Genomic DNA, 23,253 nt, shown 5'->3' with positions numbered 1-23,253 from the left:
ACCAGGGTAGTGGCCGGCGTTACCACGGCCACTCCACCCGGGGGATTTTACCCAGTTTGAAATCGGGCTGGGAATAGTTGAGGTTGGGGTTATAAAACGGATCCCGCTCAATAATATGCCCCCAGCGGCTGCGCATAAATTGTGTTTCACCTTTTGCCCGGGCCTTTTTTCCCGGCGAGTCATCCTTGCCGCGAGATATCGACTCGTGGTGATAAAGCTCGGCATAAGGCGTGTAAATCACGCGCAGGCCGCTTTCTCTTACCCGCAGGCAGTAATCCACATCGTTAAAAGCCACGGTCAGGTTACTTTCATCCAGGCCACCCAGTTGCTGATACAGCCGTTTATGCGTTACAAGACAAGCAGCGGTAACCGCCGACAAGTCCTGAGCCAGCACAGCCCGGTGCATATAACCGGGATCGTTTTCTTCCAGTATGCCGTGCAAATGGGTGGCGCAACCGCCGGGGCCCAACACGTCGCCGGCGTGCTGAATTCTGCCATCGCTGAAATACAGGCGGGCGCCTACTACACCCACGTCTGGTTGCAGCAGGCGCGATACCATTTCTTCCAGCCAGTCGGGGCTTATCACTTCGGTATCGTTGTTCAGCAAACAAATCACATCGCCACTGGCGTGCGCCACCGCGAAATTGTTAATGGCTGAAAAGTTAAACGGCTTGTTGTAGCGCAGCACTTTTACATTGTGGTGGCGGGATATCTGCTCAAAATACGCCAAGGTTGCAGGCGTACTGCTTTGGTTGTCTACCACCAGCAGCTCATAGTTGAGCCAGGTGGTTTTTTGCAGCAGGCTGTCTACACAGGTTTGCAGATAGTGCAACGCATCGCGGGTGGGCACCACAATGGAGACTTTGGGCAAGGCCTGCGGCAACGCATAACGCACTCTTAAATAATTCCCCTGCTCACACACGGTGGCGGCTACCTGATGGCGCTGAAAATACTGTTCCAGGGCAGAACGCTCCGTCGTTGAGCTCTCGGCCGCACCATAGTGAAACAGCACGGCAGGAATATGACAGACCGCGCTGTCCTTCAGGTGTACAGTCGCTTCCAGCACCAGCTCATAGGCCGAGTTAAAGCCACAGGTGGCCAGGGCCCGGGTCAGCACATGGCCGCGCAGGGCAAAGGCCGCTCCCACAAAGCCGGCGCTGCGGGCCAGTTCTGGCGACCAGTCGGGTTTGAACTGCGGGTTTTCGCGTGCGTTATGCAGCCAGTAGTCGTGATCCGAATAGATAAAGGCAATATTCGGCTTGTGTGCTTCGGTAGCCAGCCAAGTCAGCGCCCAGGGTGCCATGCGGGTGCCAGCCTGCAGCAGCAATATCCAGTGGTTATCGGGCCAGTGTGTTTCCGCCAGTGCCTCAACCACGATGGGTTCGGCATGTTTGAACAGCAATGCCCAGTCATGCTTTTGCTGCGCAGTCAGCAACACCTTGCACGCTGCCGGTGCGATTTCCAGTTGCTGCTGCAGCGAATTCAGGGTTTGTTGCACGATGGCAGGCGAGGCGGCCTGGCGAGCGTCTATGACTACCTCAAACATGACACCGGTAAACGCCTGTTTTTTTACCGAGCGTTTCAGGCGGCGGGAAACGGCCGGGGTAAAATTCTCGCTCTGTTCAATCCACCGAGCGTAGGCAGGTGAGGCTGTGTAATAACGGCTTTTGCCAATCAGCGTATACGCCGAATAAGGATCGCGCAGCATGGCGAGCGGATGCAAACCCAGTACACGCCGCTGTGCCGGGGGGGCGGTGGTATAGGTGTTATACAGCCGGCGCCACATCAAATAACGAGCGGTGGCCCAGTTTGTACGAGTAATAGTGACGGTATCAAGCCCACCGGCAGGACCAATGCTTTTTACTTCCAGCCATATCTGCTTGGCATCAGGCAGCTTAACCACTTCACAAAGTTTTCCCTTCAGGGTTACGGGAAGGTTATAACTAAGCAACTTTCCGCTTTCGTGTTCAGCGAATAGTGTTACTTCTAGCTCAGGGCCGCTATATTCCAGTTGGCCACGTATTAGTGCCCAGCCGTATATAGTGGCGAGCTTAACCCTCTTTATTAATAGAGCTGAGTTATGTTCAGAAACTGGCAACATACTAACTCCGTAACCTCTTAAAACCTTGGGCTAGTTTCGTGCTTAGCGAAGCAGTTTGTTCTGAAGTAACAGAAATGCGTGTCAGAGGAATGCGGGCACCGTTGTTCTCGAGACTCAGTTCCAGAACTGCTTCAAGCCCAGGGCGAGAATATACTTCAAAATCGGTCGTTTTGTGGTTCAGGGTTTGCGTTTCTATGTGAAATTCTCACGATTTCGTTCTGGGAAAAGCTCGAAAGTTTACGTACGCACGCCATAAGAACACACATTGAACAAAGTATGCTCTCACCCTGAGGGAATGACTGATATCGCATATATCACTCTATATTAAGAAATGATATTCACTTGAGTTTAAAACAGCGTGCCAGGGCCTCCTGCATAACAGCAGGTCTGTATAATTCTCGTGCACGCATCTTGCCAGAGAGCCCCATATTAAGGCGAATTATTTTATTGTTGGCTAGAAGAGTCACGTATTCAGCGACTTTTTTTATATCACCTTTTGGGGCGAGAAACCCAGTTTCACCATGAGTTATCAGTTCGGGTAACGCCCCCCAGTCATAACAGATAACTGGGCGAGCAGCGGCCATCGCCTCTAACAGGGTGCGTCCGAATGACTCCTGTACATGCGATAAATTTAATACCACATCAGCTTTTGCTATTGCACTTATTGTTGGAATATAGTCAATGAAAATTAAATTCTCTGGTAGAGAACCAGAAGCCTGCTTGGTTTTTAATGTTTTGATTTCGTTATTCTCGGGACCAATTAACAAAAAGTCTATGGCTTGTTGATTGTTGGCAACTTGCTGGGCCAGTTGTACAAAATCTTGCAGACCTTTTTTCGGAAGGTTGCTGCTAATCAATGCTACCCGTAGAGAAGTGGAGTCGGGAAAGGGTATATCATAATCAGTTGTATTCAGTACATTGGGTACTATTAAAGAAGGCTTGCTTGGCCATAATTTTGCGACGGCTTGAGAGTTTGCGAGCACCAGGTCCGCCATTGTGGATACACGCTTCTGAATGTGTGGTGCGGTTGCCCCCAGGCTTTTGCATAAGTCGGCATCGGAGTCAACAAGTTCGTGAATATACCAGGCAACAGTCACATTGCATTTTTTCGCTGCTTGTATCGGTTCATCAAGCACTACTGTGTTGGCCAAAAGATATGAAATTGAATACTTCCTGAATATACCAGAAAATAGATCAATGGTTCGTTGGCAACTTGGTTTGTCAGAATGCCACCAAGTGTAAGGAAGAATTACCAAGTGCTGGCAGTGTTGTCGTATATCGGACAGGTAATCTTTGTTTACAGCGGTGGGTAAGGTGACAACTGTATTCAGATTAAGTGCCGACAAGGCAGCTACTACATCCAGCAAACAACGTTCAGCACCAAATATTTTCTGGTCTGCCTGGTGACCACATACCACTATCCATGGCTGTTCAGGATGCTCTGGTTGCACGCCCGATAGTGTCGGGCAGGGCATGTTTCCCTGATCTTGACCAGCTGACAGGAAATGGAGCAATGACTCTTGATAAGTAATAGTATGTTTTGGTGTTGAATAAAAAGTGGCATAACCGGATGGGCTGAAGGCCGGCCCGGGGCTTCTTCCTTCTTTCGCTCCATATTGGTAGTAATGGGAGGCTGGGTCGGTGGTACTGTTCAGTAAATCAGCATGACTATGAGTATACCAGAGAGCATCAAACCATGCGCTTTGTTGAATGATATCGATTGGATGAGTGAACTGAGCTTGCTTTTTGTTGCTACATAATGCGGCAGGCGCTAAAAATGGTCGTAGTTTCGGATTTTTTGACAAATGCAGGTGTTTTGGTGAATGAGCGCTGGCATGCCAGCGCCGTGTCGCATCGATATAATGCTTTCGTACACCATTAAGCTGTGTAACCAGATGCGTTTCACTAAGCTGGGTAAGAGAAGTTGGCATTACTCGGCCAATAGATAAAGGCACCTTTGGTAATACAGCAGTTATGCTGTCTGCTCCATATGCTGCCTGAATTCGCAAAAAGTATTCTGAGTCGGCTGCCACGCGCACGTTATCCCAGTATCCAAGCTTTTTAAAAACCTGGCGACGGAATAACAGAGAAGATTCATTTCTCTCGGTCCAATGCTCATCAGCCCGCCACTGGCCAAACTGTAAGTCTGAAGATGCCCGGACCCAGTATGAAAAAGAGGCAACGCAATCTGGTTTTTTCAATAGTGCCAGGGCCTGATACTCAATTTTCTGTGGGTGAGACCAGTCATCACTGTCATGAATGGTAATGAAATCACCACTGGCCACCATTAGTCCGGCATTACGGGCAGCATATGCTCCATTATTTTTATCTTGTTTGAGTATCTTAAGGGTTTTCCCAAAAGGAAGAGGGTTCTTTTTCAGCCATCTTTGAACTACAGCGAGTGTATCATCGTAACTTGCATCATCCACCAGGATCAGCTCAAGTCTGGGCCAGGTTTGCTCTGCCAGAGAGCGCAATGCGGTAACAATGTAACTGGCCGCGTTATAGACAGGTATAATTACACTGATCAGAACTGGTTTTGCTGAGAGAGCGGATTCTTTTTTGACAGACGTTGCAGCCTTTAAAGCGTCAAGACGGGAAGCTGATGACGGTATAGTACTTATTGGAGAAAGGTGATGGTGACTGAACACCTGATTGAGCAGTGTTAACTGGGCCGTAGTTGAGTGCGCTTCTATATTGGCTTGTGCCAGTAATAAATCAGTTTCTTCCGGCAACAGGTGCTGAGCATGCAGAAGCACTTGCAAAGCCTGATCATACTGGCCAGTACGTTGTAGTCCGGTGCTATACAGCAACCATATACCAGTCGTGATGTGATGGCCGGGAGTCGTGTCAATATACGTTTGTAAATAGGAGACGACTTCCGGCCAGGTATTTTTCCAGGCAGCCCATCGAGCCAGTACCCACAGCGCCGATCTGCGTTCTTCCTCGCTGGCATTTCCGTCCTTCAGCAGAGCCTGCAGCAAGGGATGCATGCGTTGCTCAAGGCCACGCCAGAGGTGATGCTCATAGATTAACGCCCGGTTGCGGCGTAACTGTCGTTGCTCTGCGCGGCCATAATGGTTGTAATGAAACCATGCATTCATTCCTGCGGCTGCTACATCGGGGTTGGCTTGCAAATAGGCTTGTTCATCAAAACTGTCCGGCATTACTTGTTCAGTGGCAGCTGATGAACGCTGAAACCAGCGAGCAAGTTTGGACCGAATTGTCATACCATTACTCATTGCAAAAAAAACACAGCGTTGAGAAAGTCATTAAAAAACACATAAAGTTAGTCACTGCCAAAAAGATCCCGAGTATAGACTTTATCCTTTACATCATGAAGTTCCTCAGTATGGCGGTTCGTAACAATAACATCACACGAGTGTTTGAAGGTTTCCAGATCTTTTATTACTCTGGAGTGAAAAAACTCGTCTTTTTCCATTGCAGGCTCATATATAATCACTTCAAGACCCTTGGCCTTGATGCGTTTCATTACACCCTGTATGGCAGATGCACGAAAGTTGTCGGAACCACTTTTCATTACCAGCCGGTAGATGCCCACTATTTTTGGGTTTCTTTTGAGTATCGAGTCAGCAATAAAATCCTTGCGGGTACGGTTTGCATCCACAATCGCCTGAATGATGTTATTGGGTACGTCCTGGTAGTTGGCCAGTAACTGCTTGGTGTCTTTTGGCAGACAGTAGCCACCGTAACCAAAAGAAGGGTTGTGATAATGGTTGCCAATGCGAGGATCCAACCCGACCCCCTCGATAATCTGACAGGAGTCAAGGCCGTGACTCTCGGCATAGGTGTCCAGCTCGTTAAAGTAGGCGACCCGCATGGCCAGATAGGTATTGGAAAACAGTTTTATTGCCTCGGCCTCGGTGCTGTCGGTAAACAGTACTGGCACATCCTGCTTTTTTGCGCCCTGTTGTAGTAGCCCGGCAAACTGTTCGGCACGTTCGCTACGCTCTCCTACGATAATTCGCGAAGGATATAGGTTATCGTAGAGAGCCTTGCCTTCCCGTAAAAATTCGGGCGAAAAAATCAGGTTTTGAAAGCCGGTTTTTTCTTTCAAGCGTTGCGTATACCCAACTGGAACAGTTGACTTGATGACCATTACTGCATCCGGATTGATGGCGATAACATCCTTTACCACAGCTTCAACACTATCTATATTAAAGTAATTCGTTCCAGGATCGTAGTCGGTTGGGGTTGCGATAATGACGAAATCCGCATTGGCGTATGCATCTTCTTTGCTAAGCGTTGCTCGAAAATTTAGTTTTTTTTCTTTAAGGAAATGTTCAATTTCTGCATCGGCAATAGGCGACATCCGATCATTCAACATATCAACTTTTTCTGGGATAATGTCGATGGCAATAACTGAATTATGTTGTGCCAGCAACATGGCATTGGACAACCCCACGTAACCTGTACCAGCGATGGTGATGTTATAATTTGACATTTTCTGTTCTTTATTTTTTGTGAAATTACTGATGAGCATATCAGACTAAACCGACGTGGCTCTGGCCGTTGTATATGACCTCAATACCATTATCACTGCGAGCATGTTCACGAGCGGCATTAACAACTGGGCCGGGTAACGTTCGGTAAGTCCGTTTATGGCTCGTGACATTATTGTGCGCTCTTTATGCCCGCAAACAGGCCAGCAGCTCTGCGGTTTTATTATTCATCAGCTCGGGGTTGGCCCGGCTTTCCACATTCAGCCTCACCACCGGCTCGGTGTTCGAGCTGCGCAGGTTAAAACGCCACTCCCCCATATCCAAGCTGATGCCGTCTGTGGTATCCACCTGCAGCGCCTGAGGGCGGTAGGTTTCCAGCACCCGGGCAATGGCGGCCTTGGGATCGGCCAGCTGGCTGTTGATCTCGCCGGACGATGGATAGGCCGCCATGCGCTCGCTCACCAGGGTTGAGAGCGGCTTGCCGCTCACGCACAGCAGCTCGGCCACCAGCAGCCAGGGGATCATGCCGCTGTCGCAATAGGCAAAGTCACGAAAATAGTGGTGCGCACTCATCTCGCCGCCATAAACGGCGTCTTCGCGGCGCATGCGCTCCTTGATAAAGGCATGGCCGGTTTTGGACTGCACCGGCACGCCACCATTGGCGGACACAATATCCACCGTGTTCCAGGTGAGGCGCGGGTCGTGAATAATTTTGGCACCGGGCTGCTTTTGCAAAAACGCCTCCGCCAGCAGGCCAACGATGTAATAGCCCTCAATAAAATTGCCCTGCTCGTCGAACAAAAAGCAGCGGTCGAAGTCGCCGTCCCAGGCAATGCCCATATCAGCCTGGTGCGCAATCACCGCCTCGTGCGTGGCGGCGCGGTTTTCCGGCAGCAAGGGGTTGGGAATGCCATTAGGAAACGAACCATCGGGCTGGTGGTGCACCTTGATGAACTCAAAAGGCACACCCAGGGCGCTCAGCTCCCGCTCAATGGCATCCAGTGCCGGGCCGGCGGCGCCATTGCCGGCATTCACCACCAGCTTGAGCGGCTTGAGCCGGGCGGCATTCACATAACTCACCATGTGTCTGGCAAACTCGGCCTTGAGATCCTGCCGAGTAATGGTGCCGCGCTTTACCACCTCGCTCCAGTTCTGGCTTTCTGCCAGTTGCTGAATGTCCTTCAGGCCGGTGTCGCCGGAAATGGGCCGACTGCCCTCGCGCACCAGCTTCATGCCGTTATAGTCAATGGGGTTGTGAGAGGCGGTTACTTCAATGCCGCCGTCCACCTCCAAATGAAAGGTGGCGAAATACACTTCTTCGGTGCCGGTGAGCCCTAAGTCAATGACATTGGCGCCCGCATCGGCCAGGCCATTGGCCACCGCCGCCTTTAACGCCTCGCTGGTTTCACGAATATCGCCGCCCACCACTACCGTGCCGGGCTTGACCACTTCGCCGTAGGCCCGGCCAATACGATAGGCAATGTCTTCGTTCAGCTCATCGCCCAGCCGCCCACGAATGTCGTAGGCCTTGAAACAGGTTAATTGGGTCATGGTTGTCCTACTTTCTGCCGTAGCGATCGTCAAAGCGCACAATGTCGTCTTCACCCAGGTAGGCGCCGGACTGCACTTCAATCAGCTCCAGGGGAATTTTGCCGGGGTTTTCCAGGGCATGAACTTCGCCCAGGGGAATGTAAACAGACTGGTTTTCGGTCACCAGGCGGGTGCTGTCGCCAATGGTCACTCTGGCGGTGCCGCTCACCACTATCCAGTGCTCGGCGCGGTGATGATGCATTTGCACCGAGAGCCGGGCGCCGGGCTTGACGGTAATGCACTTAACCTGATAGCGCTCGCCGTTTTCAATGGCATCGTACTTGCCCCAGGGGCGATACACTTCCCGATGGTTGATGTGCTCGCTGCGGCCCTGATCTTTCAGCTGACCAACAATCTGTTTCACCTCCTGCACCTTGTCTTTGTGGGCGACCAGCACCGCATCCTTGGTTTCCACTATCACCAGATCGTCTACGCCGACCGTGGTCACCAGCCGGCTTTCGGCATGCACAAAGGTGTTATGGGTAAACTCTGTAAGCACATCGCCGTGCAGGGCGTTGCCCTGGTCGTTTTTGCTCTGCACTTCCCACAATGCGGACCAGGAGCCCACATCGTTCCAGCCGGCATTCAGCGGCACCATGGCGGCATCGCTGGTTTTTTCCATCACCGCATAGTCCACCGAAATATCCGGGCATTGCGCAAAGGCGGCGGCTTCTACCCGAATAAAGTCGAGATCCCGCTGTGCCCCTGCCATGGCCTGCCGGCAGGCGGCCAGCATGCCCGGCTGAAACGCTTCTAACTCTTCCAGATAACGGCGGGCGCGGAACAGGAACATGCCGCTGTTCCAGTAATAGTCGCCACTGGCCAGGTATTGCTGCGCCGTAGCCGAGTCCGGCTTTTCCACAAACTGGGCCACGCCGTAGCCGCCCTGCGGCTCGCCGGCCACTTCCAGCGGCTGGCCCCGGCGAATATAGCCATAGCCGGTTTCCGGCTGGGTGGGCACAATGCCAAAGGTGACCAGCTTGCCGGCCTGCGCCAATGGCAGGGCCGCCGCAATGCTGGCATGAAAGGCGGCCACATCCTGAATAACATGGTCTGCCGCCAGCACCAGCAGCACAGGGTCTTCTTCCTGCTGGCAGGCCTGCAGCGCTGCCAGGGCAATGGCCGGGGCCGTGTTGCGCCCCACCGGCTCCAGCAAAATGTTGGCCTGCTGCACACCCAACTGGCGCAGCTGCTCGGCCGCCAGAAAGCGGTGCTGCTCATTGCAGATTAAACTCGGGGCTGCCGTTTCCAGCCCGTCCAGCCGCTTTAACGTAGCCTGCAGCATGGACAGTTGTTCATCGGCCAAGGGCAAAAACTGCTTGGGGTGGAGCTGGCGGGAAAGCGGCCACAGGCGCGAGCCGGAGCCGCCGGCCATAATCACGGGAAAAAGCATGAATAAACCTAATTTTTGTTGTTAACTATGGGCTATTAACGCAAGGCGCCAAGGTAAGCGCGGGTGTTGGCATGTACCTTGTTGCTGGTCTGCATGGCTTCCACCGGCCACCACTGATATTCGCCATGCTGAGCCGCAGGCGGTGCGAATGACTGGCCGGCAGGCAATACAATGTGGTACCCCAGCACCACATAATGGGTGCTTGGCGCATCAGGGCCCGGCTCAAACACGCTGTCGTTATAAAAGTGTTCATACACATCCAGCAGCCGGGCATGGCTGCGCTCAAGCGGCAAACCCAGCTCTTCGGTAGTCAGCCGTATAAAGGCGGCGTCCAGGGTTTCATTTTTCTGAATGCGGCCACCGGGCACAAACCAGAGCCCCTGAGCCGGGCGGTTCAGGCGTTTGCCAAGCAGGATCTCGCCCTGTTCGTTTTCCACCACCAGATCGATAGACACCAATGGGGTGGACGCCACTACGGTTTTAAAGGTGTTCGTATCAAGCCACACGAGAAAAATCCTGAAAAAGGGAAAAGTCAGCTTCTTACACTGTCAATATTGCCCAGATACCAGCGATAGGTACTGGTAAGGCCATCTTCAAGGGTAATGCTTGCCTGCCAGCCCAGTGCCCGCAGTCGCGATACATCCATCAGCTTGCGTGGCGTGCCGTCCGGCTTGCTGGTGTCAAAGCGCAGCTTACCCTTAAAACCGACCACCCTCGCCATGGTTTCCGCCAGCTCACGAATGGTACAGTCAATGCCTGTTCCCACATTGATATGTGACAACATCGGACTGGTATGCTCAGCGTAGACCTCAGTGCTCAGGTCCATCACATGCACAGAGGCCGCCGCCATGTCGTCTACATGCAAAAACTCACGCATGGGTGTACCTGTACCCCAGATAACAACCTCTTTGGCATCGTTCAGCCTGGCTTCGTGAAAACGGCGCATCATGGCCGGAATAACATGGCTGTTTTCCGGATGAAAGTTATCGTTGGTGCCATAGAGGTTGGTGGGCATCACACTGCGGTAATCCACGCCATATTGCCGGCTGTAGCTTTCGCACAGCTTGATGCCGGCAATCTTGGCAATGGCATAGGGCTCGTTGGTGGGCTCAAGGGTACCGGTTAACAAGGCCTCTTCCTTCATGGGCTGCTCGGCCAGCTTGGGGTAAATACAGGAAGAGCCCAGGAACAGCAGTTTCTTCACACCTGTGGTGTACGCCGCATGAATAATATTGGCCTCAATCATCAGGTTTTCATAAATGAACTCGGCCGGATATTCATTATTGGCATGAATGCCGCCCACTTTGGCGGCGGCCAGGTAAACCTGATCAATACTGTGTTGCTTGAAAAAATCTTGCACCGCTGCCTGATCCAGCAGATTAAGCTCGCTCCGGCTGGCGGTAACAATATTGGACTGGCCCTGAGCTTGCAGGCGGCGGACAATAGCAGAGCCCACCATGCCACGGTGGCCTGCTACAAAAATGGTCGGTTGCATGGATGCTTCCTTGAAATGAAAAGCCCGTTTCAGCTGCGGGCTCTGAATGGATGCCAGAAGTAAATCAGTTTTCTACAGACACCGGCACATCATGGCCGTGCTCTTTGAGCAGGGCATGGCGCTTGGCCACTTTCAGATCTTCCTGAACCATTTCCGCACACATTTCCTGCACGGTAATTTCCGGCGTCCAGCCCAGCTTTTGCCTGGCATTGCTGGGGTCTCCAAGCAGAGTTTCCACTTCTGCAGGGCGGAAGTAATGCGGATCTACCCGCACAACCACATCCCCTGCCTTCAGCGCGGGCGCATTATCACCAGACACTTTTTCAACAACGCCGATTTCATCCACGCCTTCCCCTTCAAACCTCAGAGTAATGCCCAGCTCTTTGGCAGACCAGCGAATAAACTCACGCACCGAATATTGCACACCGGTGGCAATCACAAAATCTTCCGGCTGCTCCTGCTGCAGCATCATCCACTGCATACGCACATAGTCTTTGGCATGGCCCCAGTCGCGCAGTGCGTCCATATTTCCCATAAACAGGCATTGTTCCAGTCCCTGAGCGATATTGGCCAGACCACGGGTAATTTTACGGGTAACAAAGGTTTCACCCCGGCGTGGAGACTCATGGTTAAACAGAATACCGTTACAGGCGTACATGCCATAAGCTTCGCGGTAGTTAACCGTGATCCAGTAAGCATACAGCTTGGCTACGGCATAGGGTGAGCGCGGATAAAAGGGAGTGGTTTCCTTCTGAGGAGTTTCCTGCACAAGACCGTATAGTTCTGAAGTAGATGCCTGATAGAAACGGGTCTTCTTCTCCAGGCCCAACAGACGAATAGCTTCCAGAATACGCAAGGTGCCCATGGCATCCACATCGGCGGTATATTCCGGCGATTCAAAGCTAACTGCCACATGGGACTGAGCACCTAGGTTATACACTTCATCCGGTTGTACTTGCTGAATAATGCGAGTCAGGTTGGATGAATCGGTCAGATCACCGTAGTGCAGGATGAAATTCTGGTTATCTACATGAGGATCCTGGTAGATATGATCTACACGCTCGGTGTTGAAGGAAGAGGCCCGACGTTTAATACCGTGGACTTCGTAGCCTTTTTCTAATAAAAAATCGGATAAATAAGAGCCGTCCTGCCCGGTAACACCAGAAATTAAGGCTTTTTTTCTAATCGAGTAATTTGATTTCATCAAGGTATCCCTTTATCTGTGTGTATTTTGAAGGCTGAGGGCTAAGGAATTTGTTAATGCCTACAGCAAATCCCCCTGTAGTAAAAATGATTAATTTGGATGAAAGAACATCCAATATTGCACCTGCTACATCATTGCTACCATAGATAAAGTTTTTGTTTTCTTTAAATGTGTCAAGAAGTTCACTTTCAAATTTATTGGCTGAAAAAACTATATCATTTTTGAAGTTGATGGTCTGTTCATCTTTTGTCCAGCGAAGATGCCTGTGTATTGATTCGACACCATCACATAGTATTTTATAACTCAATCCTTTGATGTTACAGTGCTGAACTATTTCCAATACATCATTTATACTCCATTGTTCTCGAATATCTTTAGGTGGAATTTCAGAATATTTTGAAATTTTACGATATCTTGAATTAAAGAAATTTTCATGATCTAATTGATAAATATAACTATCACCCATACGAAGGTGAAGTAAGACATCAATATTTTTTTTCGGGATATGTTCTTTTAATAAGTTAAGGTATGGAGAATAGTCCAGCCTAGGTATAGCATCTAAATTATTTGAGGTCCTGAAGTCTTTTGAAAAAGCATGATCGTAAGCTACAGAAATCAAATGGTTGTCATTTGTGTCTTTTGACTCAGTAGACTCAGCAACCAAATCACGTAAACCAACCACTCGAACTTTATGTTTCCAGTCTCTTCTGTGCGGTTGATAATTAGTAATTCCTAATAGCTCGTCATAATTACTATTATGTAAGTTTGATGATATATCTGGCATATGAAAAATATGTCCATACTTGACACAGTATCTATATATAGTGTCGATTCTATGTAACATGTCGCCAAGGCCACATTTTGTATTTTCAACTGTCAGGTTCATTAAATACTTCCGTTTAGATATTTCTTTTCCAAGAACTCTACGACTTTACTATCTTTAAATTTTAAATTGGGTCGCGCAACAATATCATTCAGTCCCAACCTACATAGCGAGTTGTTAATAGCTTTATAGTGATTCACACTTTGCTCTGCACCATGGAGAACTGTAGTCATCTCGGTATGTCTTCTATATTGGTAAAGAACTCTATTTAAATGCTTTACTTTACCAACTTCACTTAACTTTAACATCATATCGTAATCAACAGCATTTCTTATGCTCTCATCAAATCCAGCTGTCCTCATAAAGTCCCGCTTTCTAAAAAATCTAAAATGATGAACAATCATTTTTGTTAAAAGGTACTCTCTACTAAACACTGGCCAATTCCATCCCTTAGATAAGAAATTTGAGTTCTCATCGATGTATTCCGTAGTGCCATACACTAGCGATAATTTAGTGTCTTTGTCTATTACCTCTAAACAGCGTTCAACGGCATCTGTCATTAATACGTCGTCTGCGTCTAATTGACCTATATAAAAACCTCTGCAATTATTAACAGCAGTATTAGAAGCGGAAGCTATACCTGAGTTTTTTTGACTTAACAATCTTACTCTTTTGTTTTTTCTAAAATATTTTCTAACAAGTTCATTTGATCTATCTGTAGAGCCATCGTCACAAACTACAACTTCTAAGTCTCGTATACTTTGCTCTAGCGCACTTTGAATACTTTCCACAATGAACTTTTCGCGATTATAGAGTGGCACATAGATAGATACTAGTGGTGCTTCAAATTCAGATTTTTTAGCTTCATTTTTTCGATATATAAAAGGACATTTTTCAATATAAATGGGTTTGGTGATGGCCGAACCTAACTGTCGATCTGTATCATTTTTACCTGCTAATGGCTCTTGGTGATAAACGTAGTTGTGTTTAACTGGAATAAAATAGGTACCCTCGCGCAACAAGCGGTAGCCAAACTCCTGATCCTCAAAACCCCAGGCACGAAACTCTTCGCAATAGCCCCCAACGCGATCAAAAACTTCACGACTAAATGCACAGTTTGCTCCTACCAGAAAGCGGTAGGGGAGTTTATCGTCCTTAGCGTCATTACTTTTTGCTATTTGCTCTTCGCGCCAATCCGCGCTGTAGCCATCGCTACCTACTTTAGCGGCGACTGTATTTTCGGATCGTATTTTCTCGGCCTTGTGGATAACGTTCTTGTCGTTTCTGTAGTCTTCTGGGTTTAAGTGAGATAGGGTTACATAGTGTCGTAAACCGAACATAGCGATATTACGGCTCACATGGAAGAACTGCATGTATTTCTCGACCAGTTCTTCGTTAGGAATAGCGTCACTATCTAGGATGATAATGTTGTCGTGGCTTGCTGCTCGCACTCCCATATTTCGGGCTTCGGCCAGTCTGTAGCCTAGATCCTCCTGACGGCAGTGCTTGATAGTGAAATACTGATCATATTTTTTATAGACTTTTGAAATGTCTTCTTGGCTACCATCATCGGAAATTATAACTTCCATCAGGTGTCGAGGATAAGTCTGATGTACCAACCCCGCAAGTACGAAGTCAACTTCGATAGAGCGGTTATATACTGGTATAACTATTGATGCTCCCATTGTGTAGGACTTTCGGTTGGCTTTAATCCAGTGCTCACGAGCCTCTTCAATGAAGGTGTAATCATTCCCTACGCCTTTAATGGGGGGGAGCTTTAACCATGCGGGGAAATTTGAGGGGATATCTGGCACTTTTGTAATTTCAGCATCATAAGACTTTTTGAAATGAAAAATAGGATAACTATTCTTTAAAATGTTTTGGATGGTTTGAAATCTATCCGCCCATTGTGGATAGATATTTTTAGCTAAATCATAGGCTGCAATACAGGCGGAATACTCGCCTTTTGAAAAATGTTCAGAAATTCGACTTAATATTTTGTTGTCCATTAATGCTCTTTCTCTCATCGATAATAAATCTATTTGTTGTAAATATTTTAGAAGGTGAGCCAAAGTTACATTTATCTTAATGGGTTGTTAGCACTGAAAGCCCTTTTTCACTTGGGATAACATCAAATGAAATATTTATCCCCCGGTCAGTTAATATCTTTTTCCATATGACCATAATCTCCTTTTCCTCAGCCCTATTGTAATCATCCATAATTAAAGTGAGTTTATGGCCTGCCAATGTGTTGATTAAGTGAGGCAGGGCAGGGAAGCGGGCATTCTTGTTGGTGGCGCCTGGTGGGCCATCAACCAGCACCAATATGTTAGCTTTTCTGCCCTTGAATAGTTTTGCTATATCTTCAAGCTTTTCTCTGCAATTGTAGTAAAGATATTGCTGGCCATCCTTATACTGGTAGTCAACCAGTGGAGCATGGATCAAGTCTACCAAATGTTCAACTTCATGCTCGGATAACAGCTTCTTTGTTTTTTCAAAGTACAAAGAGTTATGTTCAAAGGAAACAATGTTGGCAGGAAAATCATGATAGTTATTTTCAAAGCTGGTTATTTTGCCAAGTTTTTTTATTTCTTTGCTGTTTTCAATTTTATCAATGGCTTTAATATTTCTGATGGCCAACTTTTTCTGTTTGGCCTTGAGTGCTTTTGCCATCAACAAGGTTGAAGTACCACTGCCAAACTCAATAATGCAATCGTAGCTAGTTTCGTCAATTAATCCTGTAATATACAGACCTATATCTGGGCTAATTGGCCATCCGTGATAGCTGAGCGGTTTCACCCCTTTTTCCAGGTAACTCTGTATTCCCATAAAGGATTCAATCTGTTTGGCCGTGTTGCCCAAGCCATTGTTTATATGATTCTTAAGGCCATTAAATGCTTTGTTGATCTCTTGTGTCTGGCCCGAAAACATTTCTTTTATCTTTTCTTCGAGAGTCTCCTCGATGGTTTTGACACCTTCCAAATTTTTTAATTCTTCTTCTTTTGTTTTAAGTTGCCTGTTTTTTTCTTCAAGCTTATCACTTAACAACAATATTTCCTTTTTGGCATTATCTCGTTCGCTTACTACCATTTCCACTTGCTGCTGCGCTTTTTCTTTGGCTTGTGATATTTCTGCCAGCTGTTGCTCTAACTGGCTACAGGACTGCAGTGCCTCTGCAAGTTGCTGCTGTAGTTGAGCTTGCTGTTGTTCAAGGCAGGTCTTATCGTTGGCAAGTGCTTTGTGTGCCTTCGAATGAGCTTTTTTGGCAAGTTCCAACTCTAGAGCCAGTTCAGACAGTTTATTTTTGGTTGCACTCAGCTGTGCGCTCTGTTCCGTCAGTTTTTTTTGTAAGTCGTCTCTGGCCTTTTGTACATTTGCCAAGGTGATTCTGGTTTCGAACAGTTCCAGTTTCAGCGTATTTCGGTGAAGATGGAAAAATGGCCTGTCCGGATCTGAACTATCAGTTGCTACCAGTTCATAACCTAGTTGAAGCAGTATTTTTAGCACGGTTTCACTGCAGCTGTTACTGCTGTAGAGCGGCTCGTGTGGGCAGTGGAGTATGATATGTGAGAAAGGGTTTTCTCGGCTCAGCTGTGCCAGTTGCTCGGCTATCAGCTGTTCCGCCCCACATGCATCAATAATCAGAAGGTGATTGCCATGCTGAGAAAGTTTGGCATTATCCAGCAAGCTATACAGGGTAAGGGTGGCGACCTCAAGCACCTGTTGAACTTTCAAACCTGGCATCAGCTCAGCTAAACCAGTAGCCTGATAAAGGCTGCTTGCATCATTCCAGTTATATATATTAAAGGCGCTGTGGCCATTGTGTTTGGCAATGGCTATCTCAAATAAACACGCATTGCCGTGATCTTGGCAAATATTATTGAGTAGGGGGGCATGCTTGGGGTTGGGCTCTATCAACAACAGGCGTTGGGCGTGTTGGTAATAGTCATTACAGTTACCGTTATTAGCACCAATGTGTATCAGGGTATCCACTGGGTTGGGGATTTTAACAGTCATATGATTACGAAGCCATCGTTAGCTGCAGAGAGGTAGTTTTATTGAACCGCTTTAGACTCTCGGTTTTCTTCCTGTCCATACTTAAGGTAATGGTACAGGGGGTTCAAATCAGCTTCTATCACATCCGGGTACTGTTGCAGGTACCAGTTAGTATCAAAATGTTCACTGGGGTTACGGCCTTCGAGTGCACCAAACTTAAGGTAGTGTTTTATGGCAGGCATACCACTTTCGGCAACGTCCGGGTAAGTTTCAAGGTACCAGTCGCTGTTAAATAGGCGGCTCTTTCTCAAAAGTTTTACCTGTTCTTTCAGACTTCTCTCTTCCGGTGTCTCTTTACGGAGTTTTTTGCCCAGTGCCCGTATGGGAGTTGTGGCTTTCCAACTGATGCTGGTGGTTATTCTTTGCAGTTGTTGGCTGTTTTTTTCAAACATCTGTTGATGCTGAGTCAGTTGTTGAGAGAGATGCTGATTGTTCAAGTGGTATTTTTCAAGCTCTTCCTGCACCTGGTGCAGCTGCTGCAAGATCAGTGCATTTTCTTCTTCAACGTTTGTTTTGTCTTGCCGCAGCAGATGCAGTTCAGCCTGAGCGTGTTCACAGTCCTGACTTAATCCATTTTTGGTGGTTTGCAAGCGCTGCAGTTCTTTGCTCAGGCTTTCGGTCTGGCTTTTATATTCATACAAGGCGTGTTCGCGACCGGTATGTTTCAGGTGCAGGGTTTCCAGCTCTTCCTGCACCTGATGCAGCTGCTGCAAGATCAGCGCATTTTCTTCTTCAACGTTTTTTTTGTCCTGCCGCAGTAGATGCAGTTCAGTTTGTGCGCGGTCATAGTCCTGTTTTAATGCATTCTTGGTAACTTGCAGGTGCTGAAGTTCTTCGCGCAGAGCTTTCTGCTCTTCCTGCATCTGGGTCATTACTTCCCGGTTGTTTTGTTCTTTTTCATCTATTTGACTCAATAGAACACTATGTTCATGAGCTCTTTGAGCTTGTTCTTCAAGCTGATTATGTAATAGATCTATATTGAACTCTGGACGACAGCTGTCATCCTGCAATTGGGTGGTGCTGGCTTCCAGTTCTGCAAGGTCATCAGAGAGTTCTTTTTGTTGGATTATCAGCTGTTGTGCCAGCAGTTGGTTCAATATGGTAGGAGGGGGCATAATTCGAATAGTTTTTTGCTCTGCGGTAATGCTGAAACGTTGTTGACAATGTCGTAGCAGTTCTTCTGGATTATTTAACGCCTGTATCACGTTTATTAACAAGGTCTGACGTCGATGGCGGCGATAAAACAGCAGGCTTTGACGTATTGCCGCTTTCCATTGTTGCAAAGCAGAAGTAGGCTTTTTCCCTTTATCTAAGGCGTAAGCTACTGCAATACATGCAGGAAGATATAGTAGAAGGTATGCTGACTCTGAACTTGGCTCGCTGTTGATCCAGTCCTCTGGTCTTTCATTGCTTTTTTGCTCCCAGCCTAGAGATAACAACAGATCATTCAAGTATTGCCATCGGCTGAATGGTGTTGCACCTACGATTAGTTTCATTTGGCAAGCTCCTGATAAACCGTTATTAAATATCTAATGTCTGATATCAGGCACTAATTCTTTCTGTGTGGGGCCAGCTCTTTGATACCGAGGGAATATTAGCCATTGTTAATCTCGATGATCTCGAATGATCAGTGCCATCATGTTGGCAATAAAGGCCAGGAACAGGGTGATGATGGCGAACACGCTGGTGTTGTAGAGCCGCTCGGGCTGGGTGGCGTATTCCGGCTGTAAAGGGCTTTGCAACACACTTACCTGTTTAAGCTTGCGGGCAGCCTCTATTCGGGTATTTTCCAGGGCAGCGAGGGCGCTGGAATAGGTTTGCTGCGCGAACTGGGCTTTCAGCTCCAGTGCCTGATAGCCGGCAGAGATCCGGTTAAGGGCTGTGCCCGTTTCCTTGGTCAGACGGTTTTGCTCTTTGCCAATTTGTTGTTGCAGGGCATTGATTTCGGCTTTTATTTGCACCAGCTCGGCGGAGCGGGTGCTCTGGTAGCTTTGGGCTGCGGTATAGCGGGCCTGTAATCGGGCCAGCTCACCCTCCAGCGTGCCCACTACCTGGTTGAGGCTTTCTACCGTATGAATGGGAGAGATCAGCCCGTGCTCGTTCTGAAACGCCAGCAGATTGGCACGGGCTTCATCCAGTCGGGAGACCAGGCGTTCTACCTGCTTTTCCAGGAAGATGACCTGCTCTTCCGCCAAGCGCTGACCCATGGCGTTCATATGGCCCTCGCCGGCATTCAGCAGCAGTTGGGCCAGATCGTGGGCAAACTCGGGGGTAAAGGCCTGCACTTCTATTTTCAGGACGCCGGCGTATTCATCCAGCTCTACGCTCACACGTTTTTTGTAGTATTTGTGCAGCTCTTCAATGGGTGCCTCTACATTCCACAGGCTGGCAAACAGATCGCCGTTCTGGCTGTAGTGCTCACGAAAGGGCAATTTGGCTTCTACCTTTTTGAGCATGTCGGTAGAAAGCAAATGCTCGCGCAGCAGCAATAAATCGCTGTGGCCGCCGGCCCCCTTGATGAGACTGGAAAAGCTGAGCTCAGGCGCGGCAATTTGCGGGCTTTCCAGCACCACGGTGGCGCGGGATACGTATCTGTCTGCCGCCCAGGCAAACCAGTAAAAACTGACGGCTAGAATGGCCACCAGGGCGAGCGCCCAATGGGGTTGTTTTTTGATGAATTTGTGCATTGTGTTTGTTCAGTTCCTTTTTCGAACCTGGCGTTTATCTGGGGGCGAGCTGTAAGCCGTAAGCTGTCAGCTTTAAGCTGCTCGGCGTTGTTTGTGGCTGCGGTATTGTGCTTGTTGTTCTTTTCTCTGCTTCGCAGAGACTGCCAGCTAAAGCGGCAGCTACAATGGTGCAATTATTCTGCAGACGCGATTGTTTAACTTACAGCTGACAGCTTATAGCTTATGGCTCCCCCGAAGGGGGTCGCTTAGAGCTCCCCGAAGGGGGAGCAGTTTCTTCATGGTAGGCTTTAATGGCATCGTTGATGTCGTCATACCAGGTAGCCTGGCCTTCTTTCAGATAAATACCGGCCTGGCAAAGTTCTTTGAGTATGCCCTCGGTATGGGAGACGATGATCAGGCTGGCCTGACCTACCTTGTCTTTAAAAGCCCTGGAGGCTTTGGCCTTGAATGTCTGATCGCCTACCGCGGTGGCTTCGTCGGAAAGGTATACGTCGAAGTCAAATGCCAAAGACAGGCCAAAGTTGAGGCGGGCGCGCATGCCGGAGGAGTAGGTTTTTATTGGCCGGTCGAAGGCGCTGCCCAGCTCGGCGAAACCTTCCACATAGTCGATAATGCGCTGTACATTCATGCCGCCACCATGCACCCGGGCGACAAATTTCACGTTTTGCCGCCCGGTCATGGAGCCCTGAAATCCCCCTGCAAGACCAATGGGCCAGGAAACATGACAGTGGCGTTCCACAGTGCCAAGCTCGGGGCTGTCCATACCTGAAATCAGCCGAAGCAAGGTGCTTTTGCCGGCGCCGTTGCGTCCCAGCAGACCCACATTCACGTTGTCGGGAATGGTGAGATTGATGTTTTTCAGCACCCAGCCATTATCTTTTCCATCCCGGCAGTGGTAGCGCTTGTACAGGTTCCTTATGGTGATCACTGTGCCTTCAGCCTCTCTCTAAATCGAGTATGTAACAGCAAACCCAGGGCGTTCAGAGCCAGTATCCATAGCCAGAGGTAAATCTGGCTGGTTCCATGAGTGACCCGGTAGCTGTCAAAGAATCCCAGGCGCATCAGTTCCAGACCATGGACGATGGGGTTGAGCATCAGATATTCCAGCAGTGAATGCGGAAGCACATTGAGTGGAATCAGTACCCCGGACAGTATTAGCAGGGGAAGAGAGAGCATTCGGGTTATTTTTGCGGTTTCCGGTATCAGGGTACCCGTTACTGACACTACCAGCCCCAGCCCCAGCCCCAGCGCCCATAAGGATAGCCAGCCAAACAAAGCTCGAATGGCGTTATCGGGGAAGATATTCAGCCCCAGCAACAAGCCTCCCAGCACAAACAACAGGAAAATAAAGGTTTTCAGCAGCCCCTCCAGATATACCCTGACCAGTACGGGATCTACCGGTTGAACCTGACGGTAGGCAAAGAGAGCCTTGTTGGCATCCACGGCCCCCAGGCTGCGCATCATGCTTTCACGGGTTAAAAAAAAGCCCATCATGCCCACCAACATCCAGGGGATGAGATCTGCTCCGGTAAGCAGCCTGCTGCCACCGTCGTTGATGCCATGGATCAACACCATAATGGCAATGAGTGCCATGGGCTCGGCAATCATCCAGAACCAGCCCATGCGGTCAGCCATGGTGCGGCTTACTGCCTCACGCATAAACATGGCAAACCACACGCTGCGGGTTACCTGCCAGGACGTGCGGCCTTGCAGGGTGCTCATTACAGATCCACCGCCACTTTGGCGGCAATGGCAATCTGGTACAGGATCTGGGTGATGGTGCCGGCCAGTTGCAGGTTTTTGGTGGGGGCCTTGGGCAGCACCAGAATTTCATCGCCCGGACGCAGGGATACATCGTCTGCCTCGCGCACTTCGCCGTTCTGACGCACCACCAGAATGCGGCTTGCATCGGCGTGCTCGGTAAAGCCGCCGGCGCCGGCGATATAGTCCTTGGCACTGCGCTTGGCGTTAAACACCACGGACTGGGGCACCAGCACTTCGCCGCTGATCAGCACAGAATCGGAAATTTCGGGAATGGTGATGACGTCGCCGTCCTGCAGGCGAATGTCGCTGATTTGGCCGTTGTTGGCCAGCACCAGGCGGCCGTTGGGCTCTACTTGCCGGGCGCGTTCAATAAACTGGCTGATAAGCTCCGCTTCGCGCACGCGAATTTGGGCTTCTTCGGCGGTGGAGGAGGTGGCGCCCAGATAGGTGGTTTCCAGCCTTGCCAGGCTTTCATCCAGGGCCTGTTTCTGGCGCTCGGCCACGCTCACGCGCTTGAGTGAAATGCTGCTGGTATCGGTCATGCTCTGCGGCACGGCAATGGCGTTCAGCAGCTCGTGCAGGCGGGCGTCCCGGGGCAGGGCGAAGTGGGAAGGGCCGTAGTAGCTGCCCTCCAGCTGCACTACGATGGTGTTGTCGCGCATATCGCGGCTGAACACCAGCTGATCGCCGCTGTTAAGGGGCTGCTGGCCGAATTCGTTCAGTTTTATATAGCTGGATACCGGCCCCTGGGCGCGGGCGCCACGCAGCAGCACATGGGTGACGTTCGACTTGAGCCGGGCCAGGCGCAGCAGCTCATTGCCAGTCATGCCGGTGCTCAGCAGTTCGTAGCGGTAGGGCCGGGCCACGTCGCCTTCCACGGTCACGGTGGGGCCGCGCTCTTCTACGACAATGGTGTCCCCATTCTTGAACTGCAGGCGGGGCAGTACGCCATTCAGCAGAAAAGCGTAAAGATCGGCACGAGCAATGGTTTTTCCGTAGCGCAGCACCCGTACCTTGCGGTAGCTGCCGGTGGCATCGTCTATGCCGCCGGCCTGATCGAGAAAATACAGCAGCGAGTCGCTGGGGGTGCCGGCAAAGCGACCGGGGTTTTGCACATAGCCGGTCACAAACACGGACACCGGCTGCACCCCCTGCAGGTTGGTATATACCTGCACGTTGTTGGAGTAGATGGAGTTCACCGCCGCGCGCACGCGGGTATCCAGCTGGCTGTGCTTAACGCCCTGCACTTTGATGGGGCCCACACCGGGAATAAAGATATTGCCCTGAGCATCCACCGGCAGCACCTTGTCTATGTCTACCGCGCCCCACACCCGCAGGGTGATCTGGTCGCCGGGGGTGATCATGTAGTCGGGGTTAAGGCCGTCGGCACGCACGCCACTGAAACCGCCGCTGAACAAATGGCTGCCAAAGCTCGGGTAGTCGGCCTCGGGGCGGCTGGCATTGGGTATGCCATAGCGGGCATTTTGCCATTGGGTGTTGCTGTTCAGTGCGGCGGCATCGGCTTCGGAAGGAGCAACAAAACGACTTTGTTGCTCAGCCGGTAAATCACCGGCATTGGCACCGATCAACTGGGCCTGGGGTTGGCCCTGGCCCGCTAACATTGCGAGTAAGCCCAAAGGTAGGGCGAGTTTCTTTAAGGACATGACTTGTTCTCGG

16 protein-coding genes are annotated in these 23,253 nt (G+C 49.6%); all 16 read right to left on the bottom strand.

The genetic code is table 11. The annotated features are described in order from the left end of the window. Positions 1-19 precede the first annotated feature (19 nt). On the bottom strand, positions 20-2,101 hold the full coding sequence (locus DA373_RS10330) for a glycosyltransferase family 2 protein (protein WP_107852232.1): 2,082 nt from the start codon (positions 2,099-2,101) through the stop codon (positions 20-22). Positions 2,102-2,439: 338 nt separating this feature from the next. Then, positions 2,440-5,331, bottom strand: coding sequence for a glycosyltransferase (locus DA373_RS10325; RefSeq protein WP_198650291.1), 2,892 nt, complete (start codon positions 5,329-5,331; stop codon positions 2,440-2,442). Positions 5,332-5,390: 59 nt separating this feature from the next. After that, on the bottom strand, positions 5,391-6,566 hold the full coding sequence (locus DA373_RS10320) for a nucleotide sugar dehydrogenase (protein WP_107852230.1): 1,176 nt from the start codon (positions 6,564-6,566) through the stop codon (positions 5,391-5,393). A gap of 184 nt (positions 6,567-6,750) precedes the next feature. After that, entirely contained in the window at positions 6,751-8,115 is a 1,365-nt protein-coding gene (locus DA373_RS10315; protein ID WP_107852229.1) for a phosphohexomutase domain-containing protein, read from the bottom strand. A gap of 7 nt (positions 8,116-8,122) precedes the next feature. Next, positions 8,123-9,547 (bottom strand): mannose-1-phosphate guanylyltransferase/mannose-6-phosphate isomerase, encoded by a 1,425-nt coding sequence (locus DA373_RS10310; protein ID WP_107852228.1) that lies wholly within the window; start codon positions 9,545-9,547, stop codon positions 8,123-8,125. A gap of 35 nt (positions 9,548-9,582) precedes the next feature. Continuing rightward, positions 9,583-10,053, bottom strand: a complete 471-nt coding sequence (locus tag DA373_RS10305) for a GDP-mannose mannosyl hydrolase (protein WP_107852227.1) — start codon at positions 10,051-10,053, stop codon at positions 9,583-9,585. Between the two features lie 26 nt (positions 10,054-10,079). Then, positions 10,080-11,042 (bottom strand): GDP-L-fucose synthase, encoded by a 963-nt coding sequence (fcl, locus tag DA373_RS10300; RefSeq protein ID WP_107852226.1) that lies wholly within the window; start codon positions 11,040-11,042, stop codon positions 10,080-10,082. 64 nt (positions 11,043-11,106) lie between these two features. Further along, positions 11,107-12,246: a GDP-mannose 4,6-dehydratase gene (gene gmd / locus DA373_RS10295; protein ID WP_107852225.1), complete on the bottom strand. Its 1,140-nt coding sequence runs from the start codon at positions 12,244-12,246 to the stop codon at positions 11,107-11,109. After that, entirely contained in the window at positions 12,224-13,132 is a 909-nt protein-coding gene (locus DA373_RS16310; protein WP_157953702.1) for a hypothetical protein, read from the bottom strand. The genes gmd and DA373_RS16310 overlap by 23 nt, the downstream gene beginning before the upstream one ends. Beyond that, positions 13,132-15,078, bottom strand: a complete 1,947-nt coding sequence (locus DA373_RS10290) for a glycosyltransferase (RefSeq protein ID WP_198650290.1) — start codon at positions 15,076-15,078, stop codon at positions 13,132-13,134. Before DA373_RS10290 ends, DA373_RS16310 begins: the two co-directional genes overlap by 1 nt. Before the next feature lie 76 nt (positions 15,079-15,154). Beyond that, positions 15,155-17,086: an FkbM family methyltransferase gene (locus DA373_RS10285; protein WP_107852223.1), complete on the bottom strand. Its 1,932-nt coding sequence runs from the start codon at positions 17,084-17,086 to the stop codon at positions 15,155-15,157. Between the two features lie 38 nt (positions 17,087-17,124). After that, positions 17,125-18,621 carry a coiled-coil domain-containing protein gene (locus tag DA373_RS16305; RefSeq protein WP_157953701.1) on the bottom strand — a complete coding sequence of 499 codons (1,497 nt, stop codon included), beginning with the start codon at positions 18,619-18,621 and terminating at the stop codon, positions 17,125-17,127. Between the two features lie 108 nt (positions 18,622-18,729). Next, the gene (locus DA373_RS10275) at positions 18,730-19,812 is read right to left on the bottom strand and encodes a chain-length determining protein (protein ID WP_107852221.1); all 1,083 of its coding nucleotides are present in this window, start codon (positions 19,810-19,812) and stop codon (positions 18,730-18,732) included. A gap of 220 nt (positions 19,813-20,032) precedes the next feature. Further along, on the bottom strand, positions 20,033-20,740 hold the full coding sequence (locus DA373_RS10270; protein ID WP_107852220.1) for an ABC transporter ATP-binding protein: 708 nt from the start codon (positions 20,738-20,740) through the stop codon (positions 20,033-20,035). Then, positions 20,737-21,534 (bottom strand): ABC transporter permease, encoded by a 798-nt coding sequence (locus DA373_RS10265; protein ID WP_107852219.1) that lies wholly within the window; start codon positions 21,532-21,534, stop codon positions 20,737-20,739. The genes DA373_RS10270 and DA373_RS10265 overlap by 4 nt, the downstream gene beginning before the upstream one ends. Then, complete coding sequence (locus DA373_RS10260) at positions 21,534-23,198, bottom strand: polysaccharide biosynthesis/export family protein (protein ID WP_107852218.1); 1,665 nt, start codon at positions 23,196-23,198, stop codon at positions 21,534-21,536. Before DA373_RS10260 ends, DA373_RS10265 begins: the two co-directional genes overlap by 1 nt. Positions 23,199-23,253 lie beyond the last annotated feature (55 nt).

This window comes from Oceanimonas marisflavi (assembly GCF_003049725.1).
In the GTDB taxonomy this organism is placed as follows: domain Bacteria; phylum Pseudomonadota; class Gammaproteobacteria; order Enterobacterales; family Aeromonadaceae; genus Oceanimonas; species Oceanimonas marisflavi.
Note: the sequence above shows the minus strand (reverse complement) of the source record. Positions and strands in the feature narration are given on the sequence as shown.